20 protein-coding genes are annotated in these 24,118 nt (G+C 61.4%); 9 read left to right on the forward strand and 11 right to left on the reverse strand.

The features are described 5' to 3' along the window. Positions 1-39 precede the first annotated feature (39 nt). Positions 40-1,338: an HlyD family type I secretion periplasmic adaptor subunit gene (locus NKH05_RS13925; RefSeq protein ID WP_352589441.1), complete on the reverse strand. Its 1,299-nt coding sequence runs from the start codon at positions 1,336-1,338 to the stop codon at positions 40-42. Between the two features lie 242 nt (positions 1,339-1,580). Next, positions 1,581-3,332, reverse strand: coding sequence for a type I secretion system permease/ATPase (locus tag NKH05_RS13930; RefSeq protein ID WP_023718552.1), 1,752 nt, complete (start codon positions 3,330-3,332; stop codon positions 1,581-1,583). 408 nt (positions 3,333-3,740) lie between these two features. Between NKH05_RS13930 and NKH05_RS13935 the strand changes: the two genes are divergently transcribed. Then, complete coding sequence (locus NKH05_RS13935) at positions 3,741-4,433, forward strand: N5-glutamine methyltransferase family protein (protein ID WP_023718551.1); 693 nt, start codon at positions 3,741-3,743, stop codon at positions 4,431-4,433. An 87-nt stretch (positions 4,434-4,520) separates the two neighbouring features. On the opposite strand, the gene NKH05_RS13940 is transcribed toward NKH05_RS13935, so the two are convergent. The 9 genes from NKH05_RS13940 to NKH05_RS13980 form a co-directional block, all read right to left on the reverse strand. After that, complete coding sequence (locus tag NKH05_RS13940) at positions 4,521-4,787, reverse strand: acyl carrier protein (protein WP_023718550.1); 267 nt, start codon at positions 4,785-4,787, stop codon at positions 4,521-4,523. Positions 4,788-4,843: 56 nt separating this feature from the next. Beyond that, the gene (locus tag NKH05_RS13945; protein ID WP_352855582.1) at positions 4,844-6,400 is read right to left on the reverse strand and encodes a class I adenylate-forming enzyme family protein; all 1,557 of its coding nucleotides are present in this window, start codon (positions 6,398-6,400) and stop codon (positions 4,844-4,846) included. After that, a complete protein-coding gene (asnB, locus tag NKH05_RS13950; RefSeq protein ID WP_023718548.1) occupies positions 6,397-8,418 on the reverse strand; it encodes an asparagine synthase (glutamine-hydrolyzing) in 2,022 nt (673 codons plus the stop codon). Before asnB ends, NKH05_RS13945 begins: the two co-directional genes overlap by 4 nt. A 3-nt stretch (positions 8,419-8,421) precedes the next feature. Continuing rightward, a complete protein-coding gene (gene nadE, locus NKH05_RS13955) occupies positions 8,422-9,405 on the reverse strand; it encodes an NAD(+) synthase (RefSeq protein WP_031193946.1) in 984 nt (327 codons plus the stop codon). Next, positions 9,402-12,140 (reverse strand): AMP-binding protein, encoded by a 2,739-nt coding sequence (locus NKH05_RS13960; RefSeq protein ID WP_352494499.1) that lies wholly within the window; start codon positions 12,138-12,140, stop codon positions 9,402-9,404. The genes nadE and NKH05_RS13960 overlap by 4 nt, the downstream gene beginning before the upstream one ends. A gap of 267 nt (positions 12,141-12,407) precedes the next feature. Further along, positions 12,408-12,656: a hypothetical protein gene (locus tag NKH05_RS13965; protein ID WP_023718545.1), complete on the reverse strand. Its 249-nt coding sequence runs from the start codon at positions 12,654-12,656 to the stop codon at positions 12,408-12,410. Between the two features lie 12 nt (positions 12,657-12,668). Continuing rightward, complete coding sequence (locus NKH05_RS13970; protein ID WP_352494498.1) at positions 12,669-13,100, reverse strand: hypothetical protein; 432 nt, start codon at positions 13,098-13,100, stop codon at positions 12,669-12,671. Between the two features lie 98 nt (positions 13,101-13,198). Beyond that, positions 13,199-14,098, reverse strand: a complete 900-nt coding sequence (locus tag NKH05_RS13975; RefSeq protein ID WP_031193844.1) for a proline iminopeptidase-family hydrolase — start codon at positions 14,096-14,098, stop codon at positions 13,199-13,201. 172 nt (positions 14,099-14,270) lie between these two features. After that, positions 14,271-14,996 (reverse strand): LuxR family transcriptional regulator, encoded by a 726-nt coding sequence (locus NKH05_RS13980; RefSeq protein ID WP_023718543.1) that lies wholly within the window; start codon positions 14,994-14,996, stop codon positions 14,271-14,273. A gap of 301 nt (positions 14,997-15,297) precedes the next feature. Here NKH05_RS13980 and NKH05_RS13985 point away from each other — a divergent pair, with 301 nt between their 5' ends. From NKH05_RS13985 to NKH05_RS14020, 8 genes are all read left to right on the forward strand, one after another. After that, positions 15,298-16,971 carry an ABC transporter substrate-binding protein gene (locus tag NKH05_RS13985; protein WP_352494496.1) on the forward strand — a complete coding sequence of 558 codons (1,674 nt, stop codon included), beginning with the start codon at positions 15,298-15,300 and terminating at the stop codon, positions 16,969-16,971. A 107-nt stretch (positions 16,972-17,078) separates the two neighbouring features. Beyond that, entirely contained in the window at positions 17,079-18,107 is a 1,029-nt protein-coding gene (locus NKH05_RS13990; RefSeq protein WP_023718541.1) for an ABC transporter permease, read from the forward strand. Then, positions 18,107-19,081, forward strand: a complete 975-nt coding sequence (locus tag NKH05_RS13995) for an ABC transporter permease (RefSeq protein WP_023718540.1) — start codon at positions 18,107-18,109, stop codon at positions 19,079-19,081. Before NKH05_RS13990 ends, NKH05_RS13995 begins: the two co-directional genes overlap by 1 nt. Next, a complete protein-coding gene (locus NKH05_RS14000) occupies positions 19,071-20,093 on the forward strand; it encodes an ABC transporter ATP-binding protein (RefSeq protein ID WP_352494495.1) in 1,023 nt (340 codons plus the stop codon). Before NKH05_RS13995 ends, NKH05_RS14000 begins: the two co-directional genes overlap by 11 nt. Then, positions 20,090-21,076: an ABC transporter ATP-binding protein gene (locus tag NKH05_RS14005; RefSeq protein ID WP_023718538.1), complete on the forward strand. Its 987-nt coding sequence runs from the start codon at positions 20,090-20,092 to the stop codon at positions 21,074-21,076. Before NKH05_RS14000 ends, NKH05_RS14005 begins: the two co-directional genes overlap by 4 nt. 345 nt (positions 21,077-21,421) lie before the next feature. Then, positions 21,422-22,630, forward strand: coding sequence for an ABC transporter substrate-binding protein (locus tag NKH05_RS14010; protein WP_352484604.1), 1,209 nt, complete (start codon positions 21,422-21,424; stop codon positions 22,628-22,630). A gap of 11 nt (positions 22,631-22,641) precedes the next feature. Then, positions 22,642-23,415, forward strand: a complete 774-nt coding sequence (locus tag NKH05_RS14015) for an ABC transporter ATP-binding protein (protein WP_023718535.1) — start codon at positions 22,642-22,644, stop codon at positions 23,413-23,415. After that, a complete protein-coding gene (locus NKH05_RS14020) occupies positions 23,408-24,118 on the forward strand; it encodes an ABC transporter ATP-binding protein (protein WP_352484605.1) in 711 nt (236 codons plus the stop codon). Before NKH05_RS14015 ends, NKH05_RS14020 begins: the two co-directional genes overlap by 8 nt.

Consider the following 24,118-nt stretch of genomic DNA (forward strand, 5'->3'; position numbering starts at 1 on the left):
GCGCTCGAGCCAAGCGGCCGCCACTGGGTTGGCAGCCGCTTACTGCCTGAAAGCTCTGGAAAATTGGTCGGTAAGAGGTTTCATCAAGTAGGACCAGACACTGCGCTCGTCGGTTCTTATATGGACTTCGGCGGGCATGCCCGGTTTGAGGATTTTCTCTCCTGTCAGGCAGGTCGCTTCGTTCTCGACATCGATGCGCGCCGAAAAATAGGAAAGCTGACGTTGCTGATCCTTGATCAGATCTGCGGAGACGCGGTTGACCGAGCCTTCGCAAGCCGGTGTAGTGCCGGCGTCGAACGCCGGAAAGCGGATCGACACCTGCTGTCCGGGATGGATCTCATCAATGCGCGACGGAGGAATGGAAGCGTCTACGACAAGGTTGTCGGAATCGGGCACAATCATCATGAGCACCTCTCCGGCGCCAATCACGCCTCCGACGGTGTGGACCGAGGATTCTTGTACCGTGCCTGATTGCGGGGCGCGAATGTCTGTCCTGCCGAGCTCGTCTTCGGCCACCACCTTGCGCTCACTGAGTTCGGTCTGCTTGGCTTCCGTTTCGCGAAGTTCGTTGGTCACGTCGCTCCGCATTTGTTCGTCGAGCTGAAGCACCTGCAGGTCCGTTTCACTGATGTGAGCTTGTACCTCCGCTATCGCTGCGACAAGGCGTCCCGATTCGCCGCGAGTCCGGGTCTTCTCCAGGCTGACAGTGCTCAATCTCTCCTTGGAGACCAACTTCTTTGCGTAGAGAGATTCAACGTCAGCAAGGTTCTTGGTCAGCAGATCCAGAGACTCATCCGTCGCAGACTGCTGCGATTTGAGGCCATCGATCTGACGTTCCAGCTGCTTCGCGCGGCTTTGCAATTGTGCCTTTTGGCCAGCCAGCGCCGCAGCACGGCTTTCGAACAAGGCACGTTCGCCACTGACAAGCGCCGCCACTTGCGGGTCACCCATTTGAACCCGAAGGCCAGGCGGGATCTGCATTTCCGGCAGACCCTGGCGCTCGGCTTCCAGCCGGGCCAGACGAATGGTGGCTCGATTGAGGTCCTCGGTGATTATCTGCAGGTTTGCTCGGGTCAATGTGTTGTCCAGCCTGACCAACACGTCGCCGGCCTTCACGTGATCGCCGTCCTGCGCGAAGATTCCGCCGATGGTGCCGCCGGTTTGATGCTGGACTTTTTTTATGTTGCTTTCGACCACCACAGTTGCAGGCGCAATCACCGCGCCGGCAATCTTGGTCAATCCCAACCACAGCCCTCCGCCAAAGATCAACAGCAAGCTGGTTGCCAAGCCCAAGAGCAGATTGGCCCGGATGCCATCCGGATCCGGCTTCGTTTCCAACGAACGGCTTTCGCCACCGGGCGCGGCGTATGGCGACACGGTAAAAGTAGAGCGATACCTCACATATGCCCGGCTGCACCTCTGTGCAGCGGAACGAGAATGTTCTGCCAGGCTCCGGAGCAGATTGCCCCAGGGTAAATTGGCTCGAATGCCATCCGGCTCTGGCTTCGCCCCGGTCGGCTGGCCTTCGCCAGCGACCGCAGCATATGACGACATGGTCACGTTAGACACTAAGCAATACCTCACGCATGCCCGCTTGCACCGTGCTGCAGCGGAACGACAATGTTTGGCTTGTCCGGACGCGGGAAGGGCCGGATCACATTTGCCAGAACGTCTTCGCGCGAACCGAACGAATGGAGCATCCCGTTCGACAGGACGAGTACCTGATCGATGTTGACGAGAGCGGAGGGGCGATGCGCAACGACGATCACGATACCGCCGCGCTGACGCACTGCCAGGATCGCGCCGGCCAAAGCAGCATCGCCGTCTGCATCCAGATTGGAATTTGGTTCGTCAAGAACGACGAGGAATGGATCACCGTAAAGTGCCCTGGCAAGTCCGACGAGCTGCCTCTGCCCAGCCGACAGGGCTGCGCCGCCTTCTCCGATGCGTGTTTGAAAACCCTGCGGAAGACGCATGATCATCTTGTCCACGCCCGCAGCTTTGGCAGCTGCCAACACGCCCCTTGCGTCGCTTTTGCCGCCGAACCTTGAAATGTTGTCGGCGATCGTGCCGTCGAACAGCTCAACGTCCTGCGGCAGGTAGCCAATATGAATGCCGAGCAGCTCTGAATTCCACTGATCGAGCGAGGCGCCGTCCAATCTTACCGTTCCTCGAAGCGGCTTCCATGCCCCGACCAAAGCGCGCACGAGCGTGGTCTTGCCGGAGCCGCTCGGGCCGACGACCGCCAATCCTGCGCCCCTCGCCAAGCGGAAGCTTACATTGAAGATTGTTGGCTTCTGCAGACTTGGTGGCGCGACCGTCAATTCCTCGACCGCAAGCTCCGCCTTTGGGCGTGGCAGTTCCATTGGCTCTTGCTGGCTATCAAAAGCATCCAGCGCTGCCGCCAGCTCGGAATAGCTTTTGCGGGTTGCCAGAAACCCTCTCCAATTTGCGATCGCCACATCGACCGGCGCCAGTGAGCGGCCCAGCAATATGGACGACGCTATGATCACACCCGGCGAGGCCTCGCCCCCGATCACGAGGTAGGCACCAAGCCCCAGCACGCATGATTGCAAGGCCATTCGGAGCGTCTTCGACAGTGAGCTCGCTGCGCCAACGACGTCGGAGAGCCGTTCCTGGTTCTTCAGATAAAGATGACTGACCTCGTTCCAGCGCCGGCTAAGCGGGGCGGACAGGCCCATAGCCTGAACAACCTCTGCGTTGCGGCGGCCGGAATCGGCCAGAAGCCGCTGCGCAACGAGTGTTTCAGACGCACGAGCCGCAGGTTTGCGGCCGATGATCTCCGCAGCCACCGTCAAAAGCACAACGGCGCATGCGCCGAGCGTTGCCAGCACGCCAAGCGCAGGGTGCAGCAGATAGATGACCACCATATAAAATGGTATCCAGGGAGCGTCGAATAAGACTGTCGGCCCCAGTCCGGAAAGAAAGCCACGTAGCTGGTCCAGATCACGAAGCGGATGTACCCGGTTCGCATCCGGCCCGGCAACGAGGGGCAGGGAAAGCGAGGCTGCGAACGCCTTTTGCTGCAGATTTCTATGCAGGCGGCTGCCGATGCGGACCAACAGGCGAAGCCTCACGAAATCGAGGAGCCCGTAGGCCGCGTAAAGTCCCAGCATCCCGACTGTAAATCCGACAAGAGTCGGCACGCTCTGCGAAGGCAGCACGCGATCGTAGACCTGGAGCATGTAGACGGAGCCGGTCAAGGCGAGGATATTTATCAATGCGGAGAAAACGCCTACGCCAACGAGGCCGTGCACACAGCCGAACATCGCGGATCGTAGATCGAGCGAGCGCCCTTTGGTTGACTTCATGATATGCGCTCTTTGACGCGAAATTGCCGCGCAATCTCGTCGGTTCTTTCGATGAGGGACAAACTTTAACCTTCCGGGAAGCAGCAGCTCCGCCCTTCGCTGCTGGAACATTACGAATTGCTTACATATGTGCCTTCTTTGATTAAAATGTAGCAAAATCGTGACGCCAGGCTGAGAATTCGGCAACTGGCTCGCCAGGCTGGGGATAACCGGGTCTGGTAAGGAGATATTCCTAATCATGACACAGCGCAGAAGCTTATGGTCATCTTTGTAGCATCAAGGCGTCGAAGCGTCTGGGGACGGATGGGTTTTGATTTTGTCGATCGAGAGTTAAACGGTTTTGAGATACACTTCATCGGAACGCAATTGTCGGCCACCAACGCCGGCTAAAACGGGGAGGCGAGTGTCGTGAGCGAAGAGATCAATGTTGCCGACGCCTACGGCAGGGGCCGCAGCACCTTCATGGGATTGCAGCTGCTGGTCTCGCCCGGTGCGCTTGTTCCTCGGCCGGAAACGGAACTGCTCGGCAACGCCGCTCTCGATGTTCTGAGCCAACTGAACTTGCCGGTGCCTCGCGTTGTCGACATGTGCTGTGGGGCGGGCAATCTGGCGTGCGCCATCGCGCACCACGCTCCCACCGCGCGCGTGTGGGCAAGCGATCTTACCGACGGATGCGTGGAGGTCGCGCGCCGCAACGTCACCCATCTTGATATGGAGGAGCGGGTAACGGTGCTTCAGGGCGACTTGTTCGGCGCCTTCTCCGGCTTGGAGCTTGACGGCACGATCGACGTGATCGTTTGCAACCCGCCCTATATTTCGGAAAAACGGCTCGAGGGCGATCGTTCGCATTTGGTCGAGCTCGAGCCGCGTGAAGCGTTCGCAGCCGGACCCTACGGTCTGAGCATCCATATGCGAGTGCTCAAGGACGCGCCGCGTTATTTGCGGCGCGGAGGCATCCTGCTTTTCGAGGTTGGGCTTGGCCAGGACCGGCAGGTCATGAGTTTGCTCGAGCGTTCCAAGGCTTATGAGAGTATCCGGGCAGTCACCAACCAGGCCGGCGAGGGCAGGGTGGTTGTGGGGCATACGAAGGCGCAGGCGTAAGCACCGCCGTCGCGACAGGCCTAGACGCGCTGTCGCAACCGGAAACGGTCGGGGACTTGAAACAGAGTTGCGCGAGATGTCGGCAAATCAGTTTCTCTTGCGCATGACATATTGCGCAATTCCCTCGATGGAATCGAGATTCTCGGGCAGCAGCTCGCTGTCCTCGACCGTGATGCCGAAGGTCTCCTCGATGAAGCCGATAACCTCGAGCACCCCCGTCGAGTCCACGATGCCTTGGTCGAGAAGCGAGGTGTCGCTCTCCAGGCTCTCTGGATCGGCTATATAGAAATTCGACGCCAGGAAAGCGCGAATTTGATCGCTGCAGGTATCGGTTCTATCCTTGGTAGACAACATTGATTTCGCCTCCGGTACAAAAAATGAATGCTGATCAACTTCGCCCTGATACCGACTCATGACAGGGCGGTTTTTTTGAGTTTGCCCGTGTCGGTCATCGGCAGACTGGGTACGATGACGATCGACTTTGGAACCATGAAGTTTTCCAGTCGTCTCTGGCACTCTTTCTGCAACTGCTTTTCACCGATCATGCTTCCTTGCTCCATCACGACAAATGCCTTCACTGCTTGTCCAAGCAACTCGTCCGGAACGCCGATGACCGCGGCTTCCCGTACGCCCGCAATCTCCATCAACACGTTTTCCACCTCCTTCGGCGCTATCTTCTCGCCCCGCGATTTTATGATCTCGTCGCCGCGACCGACAAAGTAGAGGTAGCCCTCGGCGTCCATCCGGCAGTAATCGCCGGTGTACAGGACCTGCTCGCCCGGCAGCGGTCCGGGCTTGAGCTTCCTGGCCGTCGCCTCCGGCTTGCCCCAGTAACCCTTCATCACCGTCGCTCCGCGGATGACGAGCTGGCCAACGACACCGTGGCCGACCCGCCTGTCATGCTCGTCGACAATCCACATTTCCGTATTGGGGATGGCGATCCCGACGCTCAACGGCTTTCGCTCGAGATCCTCCGGCGGCAGGTAGGTACAGCGCTTGCATTCGGTAAGGCCGTACATCGAATAGATACGGGCACGAGAAAATAGCTCCTGAAGCAGGAGAATGTGCTTGAGCGGCAGAGCGGCCGCAGTGTTCGTGACATAGCGAATACTCGAAAAATCCTGATCCCTGAGAGACTTGAGCTCCCCGAGTGCGGCGAAGATGGTCGGTACGCCGGGAAAGCCCGTCACCCTTTCTTGCTTGATCAGCCCAAGGATCTGCGCGGGGAAGGCGAACGAGCGTTCAAGCACCAGCCGGGCGCCCGCGCCGAATGCCATGATCATCTGGTACAGGCCGTAGTCGAAGGCGAGCGGCAGGACGTTGAGGATCACCTCGTCTTCAGCAAGCGCCAGGTATGAGGAAATCGAGGCGCACGCGGCAACCATGTTTCGGTGCGTCAGCATCACGCCCTTGGGCTCGCCCGTCGAGCCGGACGTATAAATGATTGCAGCAAGATCGATATCGATGCAGCGGCGCGCGGGCGGCGTGCTGCGGGCTGCCGCGACCGCAGTTTCCCAGCGCACAGCATGCGGCGGTTCTTGCAGGTCGTCGCGTTCGATCGGCCCGGAGACGATCATGCAGCGCAACGATGGGCAATTCCGCGCCGGCTCCCTGAAAATCGAATGCAGGTGGTTGTCGGTGATCAGTGCCGTCGGGCGGCAATCGTTGAGCAGATAACCAAGCTTGTCGCTTTTGGTGAGTGGATTGACGATGCACACCACGGCGTTGGCCTTGAGCACGGCCCAGAAAGCGACGACGGCCTCGACAGTGTTGTCGGCGAAGATCACCACCCGATCGCCGCGCGCGATTCCGGCCTGGCTCAAATGATGCGCTATGGCGTTCGAGCGCATATCGAGATCGCCGTAGGTGACACGTTGATTACCGCACACCAGGGCCACCTTCCCGCCGAGCCGGCTGGCAGAGTGGATGAGATAGTCGTGCAGGAGCGGTACGGCGCCATGCATCATGCGAGCACCTCTGCGCGATGCTCGCGGTCGATATCGACGCTGAGCTTGAGCGTGCGAGCTCCACTTGGTCGGCTCGCGATAAATTGCTCATGAAGAAGCTGCGTCGACAGCACCCCGACCAGCGCCATATTGTCGGAGTTGGACAGGTCGGCGCCGCCGGCGCTGGCCTGGCACTTGCTCAGGAGACGGGCAACCGACTTAGGATCGAAGACGTTTGCCTCGCGCAGCGCCGCCTCCGAAAGTGCTTCGCGAATATAGGCCGGAGCGCCATCGGCGACGAAGCAAAGCGCGTTGGGGGCCCGGTAGGGCTGCTTCTTGCGAGTGACGATTTCCGACGGCACAATCGGTTGCGCCACACGCTTCAGAACATGCTTTTCATCGAGCACGCGCAGCTTATAGGCGGCCGGAAGCGAATTCGCGAGCCTCACGAGTTCATGATCGAGGAATGGGAAGCGCCCCTCGACGGAATGGGCCAAGAGCATCCTGTCCCCTTGCGATGAAAGCAGGTATCCCGACATCAGCGTCTGGATCTCGATATGCTGGTCCTGCGCAAGGGAGCCCCATCGCGAAAACTCCGCCGGCAGGCGGGCAAGCAGCTCGGACACGGCGTTGCGGCGCTCCGTTTGGGCCCGCATGTCTGCCGAAAACAGCCGCTTGATAGCGCTCGTGGTACGCCAGCGCGTGCCATGCGCAAAACCAGGCGCGTCATGGGCGTGGATGTCGCGCCCGAAGAACTGGCGTGCCATCGCCTGCTGTTGCACCGGCGAGCGGCTGAGATAGGGATAGAGGCGCTCCAGCAGCCGGGAGCGTCGCGTCGAGGCGGGCTGGCGTCCCCAGAAACGGCGGACCTTGCCCTCGCGGAACAGATCGTAGCCGGCGAACATTTCGTCGGCCCCTTCGCCGGTCAGCACGACCTTGATGCCATGCTGACGCACCAGTCTCGATAGCAGGAACAGCGGCGCCGGCGCGGTCCTGAGGATTGGCCGCTCGGTGTGGTAGATCACCTCAGGGAAGATGCCAGCGATATCGCTGCGCGAAACAACCACCTCATGGTGCTCGCTTCCCGCCACGCCGGCAACCAGGCGCTGGAAATGAGTCTCGTCATACTCGGCGTCGGCAAAACGCAGGGAGAAAGTCTGGAAGCGCCCGCCGGCGAAGCGTCTTCCAAGCGCGGCGACCAGCGAGCTGTCGAGCCCGCCGGACAAATAGCAGCCGACCGGCACGTCGGCGCGTACTATCCTGAGCGCCGTAGCGGCTTCCAGGGCGCCGCGCACTTCCTCCACCGCGTCATCAAGTGAACCGGCGAATTCGTCATCGCCGGGTCCGTCAACCTCTGGATAGCTTGGCTTCCAAAAAGCCCGCTCGCGAACGATGCCACTGTCATAAATGCGAATGTGCCCTGGAGTGAGTTCGCTTACTCCTCCAAACACGCCTTGTGGCGGCACGACGGTCCAGAGCGTGAAAGTCTGATCGATGCCGGCTGGATCGAAGGCGCGGGGTATATCCGCATCGGCCGCGAAAATGGCCTTCACCTCGCTGGCGAAGTAAAGCCGTCCGCCGTGCTCGCAAAAATGCAGCGGACAGATGCCGAACCGATCCCGCGACAAGACGAGTCGACCCGCCACGGAGTCCCAAATGGCGACTGCCCATTGCCCATTCATCCGCTCGAAGGCGGCCTCGCCCCAGGCATGATAGGCATGGACGATGACCTCCGTGTCGCTGCGTGTGCGGAAGCGATAACCGAGCGCGACCAGGTCTTGTCGCAGCTCGATGTAATTGAAGATTTCGCCGTTAAAGACGATCCACATTGTGTCGCCCGCGCCAGCGAGTGGCTGCTGGCCACTGGCGAGATCGATGACGGACAGACGGGCATGCGCCAATCCCGCACGTTTGTCCCGGTAAAGACCGCGCTCGTCCGGGCCGCGATGCGCCAGTGTGCCTACCATGCGCATCAGCGCATCACGGGAAGGGGGCGCCGCGGCGGCGCTCAGCGACACAATTCCGGCGATGCCGCACATCGCCTAGCCCTCGCCCATTGAAGAGGACACCAACGGCCGCGCGTGAAGATAGCGTGCGGCGCGCCGTTTGCTGTCGATATCCTTGAAAACTTTCTGAACCTGCACCACGGTGAGACCGGTGGCCTCGGCGACGTCTTCGCTAGCGATCCCGTGGTTTAACCCGTAGAGGCACAAATCCATCAGATAATAAGGCAGTGCGAAGTAGAACTCCTCCTGGCTCTGCGCCATCGAGAAGGTGTCCGTGGTGGGCGGTCTGCGCCGGACCTCTTCCTCCACCCCAAGATATTCGGCCAACTGGTAGACCTGGGTCTTGTAGAGGTGAACGATTGGCATCAGGTCGGCGATTCCGTCGCCCTGCTTGACGAAGAAGCCCTGGTCGTATTCCAGGCGGTTCGGCGTGCCCGCTACCGCGTAGTTGAGGCGGTCGGCATGATAGTACTCGGTCATCTTGCGCAGGCGCTGCTTGTAATTGGTTGCGGCGACGATCTGCAGATAGGCTGCCGACGGCAGACGCACCGTGTCGGTCCTGCCCTCAGGGTCCTGAACCGTGAGGCGCGTGATGTTGAGACCATTGCTCTCGAGAACTGAGGCCAGCACCAGCTTGCATTTCCAGCCGTCCCCATAGTCGGGAACGACAGTCTGGATTGCCTCGGTCTGCCGACAATAGGCGCCGATCGCTTCGAGGGCCGGTGTTATGTCCTCCAGGATCGCATCGATGCCAAGCTGTGCGGCGACAGTGCGGCCAAGCCTTAGCGAGTCACCGGAGGAGTGGCGCTCCGGCATGAATATTCCGAGGACCTTGTCTTTCCCAAAGGCGCGAACACACAACGCCGCGACGACGGAGCTGTCGATGCCGCCTGAGAGGCCGACAACCGCGCCTCGACGTCGCAGCGTGCCAAGGACCTGCTGGCGCAGGATCTGGACGATGCGATCGACCTCCGCAGCAGCGTCGAGCACAAGCGCGTCCTTGCTGAATGTTGAGATCAGGTCGATAGCTTGTACTCCAGTTTGCGAGACTCGGTTGGCGAATAGGTTTGCGCCACCGCTTTCTCGATAAGCGGGCGGTTGGTGGCGAGGTGAGGTTCTACGACCAGATCGATGTGGCTGCCGACGATCGGAATCACGTCCAGATGTCCGAAAGCGCGATCCCAGCCGATGGCCAGAGGCATTCCGGGTCGAGCACAGCGGAACAGGGTGCCTGTGATCGGCAGCGCCGGCTTTGGCTCGGCCACCCACTGGAAGAAGGCTCGCGCGCGCAAAACCTCTTGCAGTTCCAGTTTGGTTCTAAAACTCGTCGCGTTGAACTGTCCCTGAGCGAAACGATCGAGAAACCGGACCAGTTGCGCCTCGCGCCGCATTGCCACGGCGACTTTCGCGAGGGCCCGGCAAGCCATCCGATAAGCGGATACGCGGTTGGTTCGGATTCGATTGAATGTGCGCGTAAACGTCTCCCAGCGAGCGCTTCGCTCGCCGACGAGACTGGTGTCGAGAATGCCAAGGAACCTTACGGTCCGCCCCGCGGCCAGCAGCCGCGCCGCAACTTCGAAAGCGACAGCACCGCCGAGCGAATGACCGAGAAGTCGTATATGACCCGCGGGTTGAGCGCGGCGGATCTGCTCGACGGCGGCATCGGCCATGTCGGAGAGGCTGTTTTGCCCGCGCAGGATCATGGTCAGGGCTGGGTACCTGATCGGGGCAACGCGGGTGATCTTGCCCATCGCTGCTGCAAAGGCAGCAAGGCTCGGGCCGTAGCCGACGGATCCCGGGAACAGAAAAAGAATTGGAGGATCATGCTTCTGGGCGCGCGCGCTTTGGTCGCCTGCCTGTGCAGACGCGACCGCCTTGACCATCTCGTCCAGGCTCATTCCAACGGTGAACGCCTCAAGGCCGAGTTCCTGCCCGATGGCGCTTTCGATTTCCATGACGCAGTGCAGCAGCTTCAGCGAGTCTCCTCCGGCGTCATCCCAGCGTCCCGCCGCTACGCGCGTATTGAGGATGCTGGTCCACGCCCGCTGGACGATCTGCTGCGCCGTCAGCTTGCCTCGCGGCTCGAGCGGACGCGCCGTCGCTGCCGTCCCTCTGGCTGAAAGATCCATCTCTGCAAGTGTCGAGATGTCCACCTTGCCGCTTGGCAGACGCGGGATCTCGGCGATCGTGTGTAACCGCAAGGGACGCAGCGGCGGTGGCAGATTGGTCCTCACAAGCTGGCGAAGCTCGTCCGAAAAGCTCGCTTCGGCCGAGCGCCGAGGAACGGCAAAGGCGACAAGCTCATTGGCCGCAGTCACGATTGCCACGGCATCCGCAACAGCAGGCGCGCAACGCAGCACCCGTTCGAGTTCGGCTGGCTCGACGCGTCGACCGTTGATCTTTACCTGCCGTCCCTTGCGACCGACGATGTGCAGTAAGCCTTGATTATCAAGTCGGACGAGGTCACCTGTCGCGAAAATCCGAAGGCCTGGATCGTCCGGGTCTGATGTCGCCGGCATAACCGCCCCATCCTCCCAATGGCCAAGCAAGACATACGGGCTCCTGATCAGAAGCTCTCCGCTGCGGCCCGATTGAACGCAGCGGCCCGCTTCGTCGACAATTGCGAAGGTGATTCCAGGCAGCAGCCAACCAACTGGAACCGAATCTCCATGCTCCGGCCAGTCTCGCGGCAAGAACCATTGTGAGCCGGTGGTCTCGGTTGACGAGTAACCGATCTGGATGAGGCACGTATCGGAGACGGCCTTGCGCAGCAGTGCGATGTCGGTCCAGGGCACCTTCTCGCCACCGATCCGGGCGACTCTAAGCGAATGGAACGCTTCAGCAGGTCCGTCGGCCATGAGCGCGCGAAGCAGCGCCGGCACCAGATAGGTGATTGTCACGCCTTCGGATCGCACTAGGCGCTGAACGGCGCGCAAGCCGACCGCTTCGACTTCGACCAGATGCAAAGTGGCCCCGGTGAGAAGGGCTGCAAGAATCTCCCGGTACCCGGCGATTGTGGCGGGTCCGGTCAATGGCAGGAAAACATCATCCGAGTTGATGTGGCATGCATCGACATATTGCTGGACCCGGCACAGCAAGCTGCGCTGGCTGTTAACGATGCCTTTGGGGCGGCCTGTGCTCCCTGACGTATAAAGCACGATGGCGGGCGCATCGACCGAGACGGGGTAAGGCTGAGGCACTTGTACCGATTGCGAGGCCGCACTGGTGGGCACATCGATCCAACTGACTTGGTGAGGCAAACCGGCGGGTCGGACATTGCCCTCGCCCAGGATGGCCGAGAGCCGCGCCCCCGCCACGATTTCCAGGATCCGCGAGCTGGGATCTCGCGCGTTGAGTGGCACCGAAAGTCGCCCAGCCGTCATGCTTGCCAGGATGGCGATGGGATACCAGGCCGAGTTGGCCTGAAGAATCCCTATCGCCTGTCCGTCTGGGACGGCGGCAGCGATCTGGTAGGACAGCGTCTCAACTGACCGGAGAAGCTGGGAATAAGTCAGACGATTGGCGCCGTCGCTGATTGCGAGCTTGTCGGGGTACTGGCGGACCATATTTCTCAGGTGATCGAATACGGCAACGTTGGTAAAATCGGTGCCCAATCCTTGAAATGGGCGCAGTACCGGACCACCCTGATCCAGTGCGTATTGTGGAACACTTGACCATTTATTGGAGGTCGTTGTCTGACAATCCACCGCTAGATCCTGATCCGCGACTTCTGATCCCAAATATGCCGAAGACATGAGTTGCCCACGCTAAGATTAGGATCACTTATCGCCTCCCGCCCCAATCTTTTCATCGATCATTCTGATGATGCCCCGATCTTCGCCCAAGGACGCTTGGTTAGTCACTTCGCCTGTTTCGCAAGCCGCCGGCAGAGCCAATCATGCCGGGCTCGCGTGGTGCGCTTGACGCAGCGAGCACTGGCGTTCGTGCCAAGTTGGCAACGCCTGTTACACATCTGCCAAGGTGGGATCGAAGACGGAATCGCCGCTATTCAGGCACATTGCCTATTCTGTGGTTCTCCCGGGCGATACCGGCAATGGTTCAGTATCGGAGTAGCTGCCGGCGACAAAACAATATGCATAGATCTGTCCCCGATTTTCGTCAGTCACGCGGATCCAGTCTTTTTCCCACTTTCGGAAGGTAATATGTCCATCGGTCACCATGGCCGCAGCCTTGAACGGACTCGGCGCGTTGACGACGCGCACCGAGATCACATCGTCGCCGTCCATACGCTCGACGAGATACGTCTGCATGAAAGCCTCCCGCTAAACCACCCGCACTTTAACGCCGGCTAATAGATTCGGTTGCAACGTGCTTGGCGAAACTTGGGGTGGACACGTTCCATACCTGCAGGCACCTTCGCACTCGGCGTCGGCCGCGATGGTCTCGCCTGTCGGCAACGGTTCGCGCGCCCTGAGCGTCGAGACCAAAAGAAGCTCAAGACAGCTCAGCGGGCTGAGATATCGGCCGGATGGCTGAGCGCGCAGCCTGCGCGCCGCCCAGACCGGCACCATCGCCGCGCCGATTTCGGACGTCACCAATCCCTTTTTCGCCGAGTTCGTACGCGGACTGGAGACGCAGCCCACCAGCGCGCCGAGCGCTATAATATTCTGCTGTTCAGCACCGAGGAGAAACACGGCACGCGAAGCGCGCGAGATCGACCGGGTGCTGGAGCGCCGCATCGACGGCATCGTCATGGCACCGGCGGCGGCAACGAGGAGTTGCTCGCCGACCTCGCCGAGAGCGGACTGTCACTCGTCTTCGGCCACCGCAGGCTGAAGGGCGTGCTGGAACGTCAGTCGTATTTGGCCAGGAAGCGCCCGACGGCGGCGAGGCAGTCGTGCTTTTCCTCGACATGCGGCATGTGGCTGGAATTCGGGAAGACCAAACCTTCGACGTGCGGGATAAGATCCAGAAAGGGCTGGACGCAGGCCTCGGTCGCTTCGTCGTAGAAGCCGCGGAAAACCAGGGTCGGCGCCTCGATCTGATGCAGGCGGTCGACGATGGTCCAGTTCCGCATCGTGCCGATGACGTGGAACTCATTGGGACCATTCATGGTGTGATAGACGGTCGGATCTTCCTCGATTGCCGCAAATGTCCGGGCGACCTCTGGCGGCATCGGAACGACGCGACAGACATGGCGGTCGTAGAAAGCCTTCGTCGCCGCAACATATTCCGGATGATCGGTGGTTCCTGCCGCTTCGTGCCGGTCGAGCGCGCTTTGCACATCGGCTGGCAGCCCGGCGCGCAATTGCCGGGCTCCTTTCACCCACAGCACCATCGAGGCCAGCGAATTGGCCAGGATCAATGCCTTGAGCCCCTCCGGGCGGCGCACCGCGTGCTCGGCCGAAAGTATGCCGCCCCAGGATTGGCCCAGCAGGGCGTAGCGGCTGGCAATGCCGAGATGGGCGAGCAGCGCATCGAGTTCGCCCAGGAAGAAATCGACGGTCCAGAAGTCACCGCCCTTATCCGGCAGATGGGTCGATTTGCCATTGCCGATCTGGTCGTAGTGGATGACGGCTCGTCCGGTTTCGGCAAGCTCCTTGAATGAATCCACATAGTCGTGCGTGCAGCCCGGTCCACCATGAGCGACGATCAGGGGCAGCTTGCCCGAGGTGAGGTTTCCGGTCACTCGGTACCAGGTGCGATAGCCCTGGTATTGGCTAAATCCTTCGGTGATCGCATGCGCCGTCACAATCAAAGCTCCGCATCATGGCGCGGCAGGAGCCGAAGTGTGGACCCTCCCAAGCCTTGTTTTGCGGCCGACGGTACTAAGCGGCCCGGCGCATTTACAGCTAGCACTATTTATAGGTTTGCCGGTTATGAGTTTGCCCGAGGCAAGGCCGATCGCCCGCAGGTCGAGAGCCTCAATGCTCCGGTTCAAGCAGCCGGTAATGGGCGGCGAGCGCGATGGCATGGAAGCGGTTGCGCGCGCCAAGCTTTCGCGTCGCCGCGTTGAGGTGCAGCGTTGCGGTAGGCACCGCGCGGCCAATCTCACGCGCGACCTGCTTGGCCGTCAGTCCGGCAGCGGCCAGGCGCAGGCACTGGCGTTCGCGCGACGTCAGATGGACATGTTGGCAGGTGCGGATTCCAGCATCGAAACCGGCATAGACGGAATCATGCAGCAGATGACCCAGATCGCCGATCTCGGCGATGAAGGGTCTGGCTTCGGCCTCGAACCCGGCCTCCGGATCGGCACGGATAGCGGTGAAGGTGGCGAGATCGCCGCCGGCAAGGCGAATGGGTACGGTGACGCCGCAGGTCATCCTCGTGTCAAGCAGATAGCTGACCACAGGATCGTGCTTGGACTGAAGCACACGCTGCATGACGTTGCTCTGAACACCGTTGTGCGACCAGAGAAACGGTCTCGATACCGCGAGCGCGGCCTCCTGCACCGGGTCGAGCTGATAATATCCGCCCTTGCACCAGAGATCCTGCATGTCGCGCGGCACGTTGCGCAGAGCCATCAGCGAGGGCGTGATAAGCTCGCCCTTGTGGCTGACCGGCACCGGCGTATAGTCGTAGATGAATGCGGTGAAACCGATGGGCTCCAGCACCTCCGTCGCCATCGCCATGGCAGCGTCGATGCTCATTCCAGTTCGGAACCGGCTCTCTAGATCGCCTGGAAGGCTTTGCATCCGGCAAGCTTACCCGCTGATGATTGCTTGTCAAATAGCCATGTCGGGCGACTGCTCAACAAATAGGCGGGAATAAGCCTGTCCGACCCTATCTATCTTAATAGCTATCCCGTCCGGCTTCGCTCGCCGTAGTCTTTTGCGATTGGGCGAAGTAGCGAACGCCGTTCGCAAACCCAGGACTGTTTTCAGCCGCGCGGCGGTCGATCGACCGGATTCAGCGCGGCAAAAGCCGACACGCCTCCATGAGGGAACAAATATGCGACCCCAAAAAGCATTTGCAGCGTTGATACCCGGGCTGGCTCTGCTCGGCGTGACGATGATGTCGCCGGCAAGCGGTGCCTTGGCCGCCGAGGGCAAGCCAGGCGGCACGCTCCGATTGCTGGCCAATGCCGCGGCAGGCACCGCCGATCCGCACATCAATTACACGCTGCAGTATTTCCAGATCAATTATGTCCTCTACGATGGCCTGGTGACCTACAGGAAGGCCAGAGACAAGACCGGCTTCGAGGTCGTCGCGGACCTGGCGGAAAGCCTCCCGCAGGTCGAGAACGGCGGCAAGACCTATGTCTTCAAGCTGCGCAAGGGCATCAAGTTCGCCGATGGCTCGGACGTCACGACCAAAGACGTGGTCGCTTCGTTCCAGCGCATCTTCAAGATCAGCGGGCCGACGGCCGGGACCTTCTACAAAGGCATCATCGGCGCGGATGCATGCTTGAAGGCGCCCGCGACATGCTCCCTCGAAGGTGGCCTGTCTGTCGACGATGCGGCCGGAACCATTACCTTCAACTTGGTCCAGCCGGATGCCGAGTTCCTGCAGAAGCTTGCCGTTCCACACGCGTCGATCCTGCCGGCGAGCGCGCCGCTCAAGGACGCCGGCACCGATCCGATTCCGGGCACCGGACCCTATATGATCGCCAGTTACGACCCCAACAAGCTGATGAAGATTGTGCGCAACCCTCACTTCAAGGAATGGAGCAAGGAAGCGCAGCCGGCCGGATATCCGGACGAGATCGACTATGAATTCGGCCTTACCGACGAGGCGGCGGTGACGGCGGTCGAGAATGGCCAGGCGGACTGGATGTTCGATCCGCCGCCGTCCGACCGTCTCGCCGAACTCGGCACCAAATATGCCAAGCAGGTCACGGTTCACCCGCTGACGGCGATGTGGTACGCGCCGATGAACACCAATCTGGCGCCGTTCAACGACATCCGCGTTCGCCAGGCGGTGAACTTCGCCATCGACCGCGCCGCGATCGTCAAGCTTTTCGGCGGCAGCAATCTGGCGCAGCCGGCCTGTCAGATCCTGCCGCCGGGCTTCCCGTCATTCGCAGCCTATTGCCCGTTCACCGCCAATCCGGGTGAGAAGTGGTCCGCGCCGGATATGGATAAGGCCAAGCAATTGGTTGCTGAATCGGGAACCGCAGGTCAGGAGGTGACGATCATCACCGAGGACACCACTGTCTCCAAGGCGATCGGCGTCTATCTGCAGGACGTGCTCAACCAGCTTGGCTACAAGACGTCGGTCAAGCCGATTTCGCAGAACATCCAGTTCACCTACATCCAGAACACCAACAACAAGGTGCAGATTTCGATCTCGCAATGGTTCCAGGATTACCCGGCGCCATCGAATTTCCTGCAGGTCTTGTTCAGCTGTGCCTCGTTTACGCCAGGTTCCGACGCCTCGGTCAATATTTCGGGGTTCTGCGACAAGTCGATCGACGCATCGATGGACGAGGCAGAGGCAGCCACCATCGCCGATCCGGCCAAGGGCGCGACACTCTGGACCGCCATTGACAAGGCGGTGACGGACAAGGCGCCGGTCGCCGTCCTGTTCACGCCGAAGCGGGTCGATGTCATCTCGTCCAGGCTGAAGAACTTCACCTTCAGCCCACAATTCTACTGGATCGTCAGCCAGTCTTGGGTGGAATAACCTCCCGGAGCCAATGCGACGGAGCGCCGCCGGCTCTCCGTCGCATTTCCTTTTCCGGCGGATCAGCGCATCTTTCAGGCCGAGATTTTTCCTAGGCAATCCTGTTCATGGTCAATGTCATTGCGGATCAGCCCGCCATCTCGGTTCGCCGGGCCACCGATGGCCCGTGGCGCACGGCATGGCGCAAGCTGAAAGGCGATCGTTCGGCAATATCGGCATTCGCCGTGCTCGTCGTCGTCGTGATCGCCTCGCTCGCGGCGCCGCTTTATGCGCGGTACGTCTCCGGCACCGATCCATTTGTGACCAATCTCAATGGCGAGGTCGTCGTCGATGGGGTGACCCAGCCGGTGCTGCAGCCCTCCACAGAAGGCCTTGGCCTCGGCATGACGCCGATCGGGCCGACGTGGCGCATCGGTCCCTACCTGCTCGGAGCCGACAACCAGGGCCGCGACGTCGCGGCGCGGCTGCTTTACGGCGGACGGGATTCGCTGTTGATCTCGGGTGCTGCAGCCGCGCTGTGTCTCGTCCTCGCGACGTTTCTGGGGGTCGTCTCCGGGTTCTTCGGTGGCATCGTCGACATCGGCCTGTCGCGCATTCTCGACGTGCTCTGGGCCTTCCCGATTTTCCTGCTGGCGATCTCGCTGTCGATCGTGCTGATTGCGCAGAGTATCCAGATCGGTCCATTCGAAATCCGCTCCGGCAGCCTGTGGCTACCGGTCTTCATCATCGGCATCGTCTATGTGCCCTATGTGGCGCGGCCGATCCGTGGCCATGTCCTGACCTTGATGCATGCCGAATTCGTGACCGCTGCGATCGGCCTGGGCGCGTCGCCCTGGCGCATCCTTTTGCGCGACATCATGCCCAATGTGGTGACCCGGATCATCGTTTTCGTGCCGTTGATCCTGGCGCTCAACATGATGACGGAATCCTCGCTGTCGTTCCTGTCGATCGGCGTGCAGCCGCCGGATGCCAGCTGGGGCACCATCATCCAGGACGGCCAGGGCCTGCTCTATTCGCGGCCGGTCGTTGCACTGGCGCCGGGGCTGGCCATCGTCATCACGGTCCTGGCCCTCAACATTCTGGGCGACAGCGTACGCGACGCGCTCGATCCGAAATCCTCGCCGAGGGGCGTCTAGTGGTTGCCGCGCTCGGCTTCCGGCTTGGCCAGATGGTGCTGGTCATGTTCGGCATAAGTGTCGTTGCTTTCCTGATTTTCTTTGCGACGCCGGGCGCCGATCCGTCGGCGCGCATTGCCGGCCGCAATGCTTCGCAAGAGACGTTGATCCAGGTGCGCCACGATTTCGGTCTCGACCGGCCATTGCCTGTGCAATATGGGCTGATGATGAACCGGCTTTTTGTCAGCCGTGATCTCACCTCCTTCGTCAATCGCGGGCAGCGCGTCATCCCGACCGTGATAAGCGCCATTCCGGTGACGCTGTCGCTGGTCGGCGGCGCGGCAGTGCTGTGGGTGCTGGGTGGACTGATTGTCGGGGTGATCGCAGGCGCAACGCGCGGTACATTCGTTGATCGCGCGCTGATGATCCTGAGCCTGGTCGGCGTGTCGATCCCGGTCTTCTGGCTGGGCGAGGTCGCCAACCTGCTGACACAAAGCCGCTGGCACGACAGCTGGCTGTTTTCCTGGGTTCCTCCGCTCGGCTACATCCCCCTGACCGAGAATCCCTGGGGCTGGTTCAAGGCGCTCGTCATTCCGTGGTTCACGCTGGCAACCCTCTATGTCGGCCTCTATGGACGGGTGCTGCGCGCAAGCCTGATCGAGATGATGCAGGAGGATTTCATCCGCACCGCCCGGGCCAAGGGGATCGGCGAGCGCCGGGTGTTGCTGCATCATGGCCTCAGGACCTCGCTGGTCGCGTTCGTTACCATGTTCGGCCTCGATTTTGGTGCCCTGGTCGGCGGCGGCGCACTGTTGACCGAAGTGGTCTTCGGATTGCAGGGTGTCGGGAAACTGACCTATGAGGCACTGCAGACCCTCGATCTGCCGATGATCCTGGCCACGGTGATCTACGCCGCCTTCTTCGTGGTGATGGCAAACTTCATCGTCGACGTCGTCTTCGTCATCATCGACCCGAGGGCACGCAATGTCGGCTGATGCTCCTCTTCTGGTGGTCAAGGACCTCACCGTCTCCTTCCGCAGCGACGAGGGCCTGGTGCGGGCGGTGGGAGGCGTCTCGTTTGCCGTCGAGCAGCGCGAGATCATCGGGGTGGTCGGCGAATCCGGTTCGGGCAAAAGCCAGACCTTGCTCGCCATCATGGGGCTGATCGACAGCCCCAACGCTATCGTCTCCGGTTCCATCCGTTTCATGGGACAGGAGCTGATCGGGCTCAGCCGGCGTGCGCTCGATGCCATTCGCGGCCGCCAGATCGCGATGATCTTCCAGGATCCGATGTCGGCGCTCACTCCTGTGCATACGATCGGCAACCAGATCGGCGAGCAGGTGCGCGCGCATGAAAAAGTGTCGGCGAAAGCCGCGCGGGCGCGGGCCGTGCAATTGCTGGATGCGGTCGGCATCGCAAATCCGGATCGGGTCGTCGACAGCTACCCGCACCAGCTTTCCGGCGGCATGCGCCAGCGCGCGGTGATTGCCATGGCACTCTCCTGCAACCCGGCGCTGCTCGTCGCGGATGAACCGACCACAGCCCTCGATGTTACCGTGCAGGCGCAGATCCTCGAGCTGATCGGACGATTGCGCGACCAGTTCGGCTCGGCGGTGATCCTGGTCACGCATGATCTTGGCGTCGTTGCCGAAGTCGCGGACCGGGTGCTGGTGATGTATGGCGGACGCTTTGTCGAGGAGGGCGGCAAGAGCAGCGTGTTCCGGGCGCCGCTGCATCCCTACACATGGGGCTTGTTCGGCTCGATCCCGCCGATGGAGGGACCACGTCCGGCCCGGCTTGCCGCTATCCCGGGGATTCCGCCCTCGCTCTCCAACCTGCCGAAAGGCTGCGCCTTCGGCCCCCGGTGTGCCTTTCGCCACGACGCCTGTCTGGTCCAGCTGCCGATCATGCAAGGCGAGAGCCATCGCGCCGCCTGCGTGTTGCCGGAGTCCACGCGCAGACAATTCGCTGTCCAGAAGGCTGGCGGCGTGGAGATGCAACGATGAATGCCGTGCCGCGCCCGCTGCTTCGCGCCGGCGATCTGTCGAAACGTTATAGCGTCGGCCGCTCGATCTTCCCGGCACAGCGCCGGACCGTACATGCGGTCGATAAGGTGTCTCTCGACATCTGGCCCGGGGAAACGCTCGGCATCGTCGGTGAGTCCGGTTGCGGCAAATCCACGCTTGGCCGGTGTCTGGTGCGTCTGACCGAAATCAGCTCGGGGTCGCTGGAATTCGAGGGCCGCGACATCAGCGATGCCTCCCAGCGCCAGCTTCGTCCGTTGCGGCGGCAGATGCAGATGGTCTTTCAGGATCCCAGCGCTTCGCTCAATCCGCGCCGGCGGGTCGGCGATCTGCTGGCCGATCCATTCCGTATCCATGAACGCCTCTCGGCATCGGAAATGGCGGATCGCGTGGCCGACCTTCTGCGCCGGGTCGACTTGTCGCCCCAGCACGCATCGCGCTATCCGCACGAATTCTCCGGCGGCCAGCGCCAGCGTATCGGCATCGCCCGTGCGCTGGCGCTGCGGCCACGGCTTATCGTGGCCGATGAGCCGGTCTCGGCGCTCGACGTGTCGATCCAGGCGCAGATCGTCAATCTGCTCGCCGATCTGCGCGAGGAGTTCAACCTGACCTATGTGTTCATCGCTCACGACCTTTCCGTGGTGCGTCAGATCTCGAGCCGTGTGGCGGTAATGTATCTGGGATCGATCGTGGAGAGTGGGCCGACCGACGAGGTCTTTGCGGCGCCCAGACACCATTACACCGCGGCGCTGCGTTCCGCCGTTCCGATACCCAGCATCGACCGGGCGCGGCGCGGGCGGTTGGTACTCAAGGGCGACCTGCCCGGCCCGATGAACCCACCTTCGGGATGCCGGTTCCACACCCGCTGCCCAGCCGCCACCTCCCTCTGCCGCAGCGAGCGTCCGCTTCTTCAAAGCATCGGCGATGGCCGCCTGGTTGCATGCCATCATCCAGCCGGCGGTTGAGAACACACGTTTCTCGTTCAGCTGCATCATCTGATCACGACCGCTCGGGCCGGGATTTCATCACGGCACGTCGGCTTCAGAGAGATCAGACGCCATCTGGACCCTGCACGATCCGGCCCTATGTTGCGCTTCGACGTCCGCGGCATGGGCACCGCGAGCCTAATACTAAAGTAACTGTTCTCGCGTTGCCGCGCGATGCTACGATTTGAGGGACGGGCATAGGCGGCCGTACAGCGCTGCGATTTTCCGCCGGAGAGGACGGAATATGGGAGGCCACTCTTCGTGCCGCAGCAGGCAGCCGCCGACATGTTGCTCGGTTGTCGACCATAAGGGAGGAAGTCACCAATGAAGATATCGTACCTGGCCTCGGCCGCGCTTCTTGCAGCGACTGCGATGCCTGCCGCAGCCGCCGAGATTTCTGACGGCAAGGTCAAGATCGGCATTCTCAACGACCAGTCGGGCGTCTATGCCGATTTCGGCGGCAAGTGGTCGGTCGAGGCCGCCAAGATGGCGGTCGAGGATTTCGGCGGCAAGGCACAAGGCGCGCCGATCGAGATCGTCAGCGCCGACCACCAGAACAAGCCGGACATCGCCTCCAACATTGCGCGGCAGTGGTATGATACCGAACAGGTCGATTCCATCATGGAACTGACCACCTCCTCGGTGGCGCTGGCCGTCCAGGGGATTTCCAAGGAAAAGAAGAAAATCGACATCGTCACCGGCGCCGCAACCACCGAGCTGACCGGCAAACAATGCTCGCCCTATGGCTTCCACTGGGCCTATGACACGCATTCGCAGGCGGTAGGAACCGGTGGCGCTCTTGTCCAGCAAGGCGGCGACAGCTGGTTCTTCGTCACCGTCGATTATGCATTCGGCTATTCGCTCAAGGAGCAGACCGCCAAGTTCGTCGAGAGCCATGGCGGCAAGGTGGTTGGCGAGGTGCGCTATCCGCTCGGCTCGACCGATTATTCATCCTTCCTGCTGCAGGCGCAATCGTCGGGCGCCAAGGTCGTCGGGCTGGCGAACGCCGGCCTCGACACCTCCAACTCGATCAAGCAGGCGGCCGAGTTCGGTATCGTGCAGGGCGGTCAGCGGCTTGCAGCGCTTCTGTTCACGCTGGCCGAGGTGCATGGGCTCGGCCTCGAGGCAGCGCAAGGCGTGGTGCTGACCGAAGGCTTCTACTGGGATCGCGATGACAAGAGCCGCGAGTTCGCCCAGCAGTTTTTCAAGCGCACCAACCGCATGCCGAACATGATCCAGGTCGCCACCTACTCGGCAGTGACGCAGTATCTGAAGGCGATCGACAAGGCCGGCACCGACGCGACTGAAGCCGTCGCCAAGGAATTGCATTCGATGCCGGTGAACGACGTCTTTACGGCGAACGGCAAAGTGCAGTCCGACGGCAACATGGTCCACGATATGTATCTTTATCAGGTCAAGTCGCCGAGCGAGAGCACCAAGGAATGGGACTATTACAAACCCCTTGCCACGATCCCCGGTAACGAGGCGTTCCTGAGCCCCAAGGAAAGCGGCTGTCCTACGGCCAGCGAGTGATTGGCGGGCCGATGGCGCCGCCCGAACCGAATGGGCCGCGGGTGGTGCTTTCCGCCCGGGGCCTGCGGCGCGACTTCGCCGGTTTCGTCGCGGTCAGGAATGTCGATCTCGACCTCTACCATGGCAACATCCACGCGCTGATCGGGCCCAACGGCGCCGGCAAGACCACCGTCTTCAACCTGCTTACCAAGTTCCTGCCGCCGACGAGCGGCAGGATCGAACTGCTCGGCCACGACATCACCCGCACGTCGCCGGCCAAGGTCGCGCGGATGGGCCTGGTGCGCTCGTTCCAGATATCGGCGGTGTTTCCGCATCTCAGCGTGCTCGACAATGTGCGCGTTGCATTGCAGCGGCCGGGCGGGCTCAGCGTTCAGTTCTGGCGCTCGCTGGCAGCGCTCGATCGATTGACGCCGCGCGCCGAGGAGCTTTTGCGGTCTGTCGGCCTCGACGATGCCAAGAACAGGCCCGCCGCCGATCTCTCCTATGGCAGGAAACGCGTGCTCGAGATCGCCACGACGCTGGCCCTCGATCCGAAAGTGCTGCTGCTCGACGAACCGATGGCCGGCATGGGGCAAGAGGATGTGCGCACGGTTTCAGACATCATCCGCTCGGTCGCCAGGGATCGCGCCGTGCTGATGGTCGAGCACAATCTGACTGTTGTAGCCGATCTTTGCGACTGGATAACCGTCATGCAGCGCGGCGAAATCCTTGCCGCCGGCGACTATGCCACGGTCAGTCGCGACGAACGGGTGAGGATCGCCTATATGGGCACCGCCGATGAGTGACGCCGCGCCTCTTCTTGCAGTCCGCGGCCTCAACGCCTGGTATGGCGAAAGCCACGCGCTTCACGGCGTCGATCTGGAGGTCTTTCCAGGTGAAACGGTGACATTGCTGGGCCGCAACGGCGTCGGCAAGACCACGACATTGCGCGCCATCATCGGGCTGATCCGCCAGCGGACCGGCCAGATCGCTTTCGACGGCAAGGATCTGATGCCCCTGCCACTGCACCGGACGGCGCATCAAGGCATTGGCCTGGTGCCGGAGGAACGCGGCATCTTCGCGACGCTGACCGTGGACGAGAATCTGGTCCTGCCGCCGATCGTAGCCGAGGGCGGCATGAGCGTGGAGGAAATATTCGATCTCTTCCCCAATCTGAAGGAGCGCCGCAACAGCCCCGGCACCAGGCTGTCGGGCGGCGAACAGCAGATGCTGGCGATCGCGCGCATGCTGCGGACCGGCGTGAAAATGCTGCTTCTCGATGAACCGACCGAGGGACTGGCTCCCGTTATCGTGCAGCGCATCGGCGATCTGCTGGCGACGATGAAAAAGCGCGGCATGACAATCCTGCTGGTCGAGCAGAATTTCCGCTTTGCCAGCCGTGTCACCGATCGTTTCTATCTGATGGAGCACGGCAAGGTAGTGTCGGGCTTTCCGGTCGGCGAACTGCCTGATCGCATGACGCTGCTGCATGAAGTGCTGGGTGTATGA

Origin of the sequence: Mesorhizobium sp. M1399 (genome assembly GCF_040317735.1) — a bacterium.
Classification (GTDB): Bacteria; Pseudomonadota; Alphaproteobacteria; order Rhizobiales; family Rhizobiaceae; genus Mesorhizobium.

Coding starts and splice junctions, on each gene's coding strand:
- NKH05_RS13930 (WP_023718552.1), bottom strand. CDS start 3,332: ATGAAGTCAACCAAAGGGCGCTCGCTCGATCTACGATCCGCGATGTTC.
- NKH05_RS13940 (WP_023718550.1), bottom strand. CDS start 4,787: ATGTTGTCTACCAAGGATAGAACCGATACCTGCAGCGATCAAATTCGC.
- NKH05_RS13945 (WP_352855582.1), bottom strand. CDS start 6,400: ATGATGCATGGCGCCGTACCGCTCCTGCACGACTATCTCATCCACTCT.
- asnB (WP_023718548.1), bottom strand. CDS start 8,418: ATGTGCGGCATCGCCGGAATTGTGTCGCTGAGCGCCGCCGCGGCGCCC.
- NKH05_RS13960 (WP_352494499.1), bottom strand. CDS start 12,140: ATGTCTTCGGCATATTTGGGATCAGAAGTCGCGGATCAGGATCTAGCG.
- NKH05_RS13965 (WP_023718545.1), bottom strand. CDS start 12,656: ATGCAGACGTATCTCGTCGAGCGTATGGACGGCGACGATGTGATCTCG.
- NKH05_RS13970 (WP_352494498.1), bottom strand. CDS start 13,100: ATGACGATGCCGTCGATGCGGCGCTCCAGCACCCGGTCGATCTCGCGC.
- NKH05_RS13980 (WP_023718543.1), bottom strand. CDS start 14,996: ATGAGCATCGACGCTGCCATGGCGATGGCGACGGAGGTGCTGGAGCCC.
- NKH05_RS13985 (WP_352494496.1), top strand. CDS start 15,298: ATGCGACCCCAAAAAGCATTTGCAGCGTTGATACCCGGGCTGGCTCTG.
- NKH05_RS13990 (WP_023718541.1), top strand. CDS start 17,079: ATGGTCAATGTCATTGCGGATCAGCCCGCCATCTCGGTTCGCCGGGCC.
- NKH05_RS14000 (WP_352494495.1), top strand. CDS start 19,071: ATGTCGGCTGATGCTCCTCTTCTGGTGGTCAAGGACCTCACCGTCTCC.
- NKH05_RS14005 (WP_023718538.1), top strand. CDS start 20,090: ATGAATGCCGTGCCGCGCCCGCTGCTTCGCGCCGGCGATCTGTCGAAA.
- NKH05_RS14010 (WP_352484604.1), top strand. CDS start 21,422: ATGAAGATATCGTACCTGGCCTCGGCCGCGCTTCTTGCAGCGACTGCG.
- NKH05_RS14015 (WP_023718535.1), top strand. CDS start 22,642: ATGGCGCCGCCCGAACCGAATGGGCCGCGGGTGGTGCTTTCCGCCCGG.
- NKH05_RS14020 (WP_352484605.1), top strand. CDS start 23,408: ATGAGTGACGCCGCGCCTCTTCTTGCAGTCCGCGGCCTCAACGCCTGG.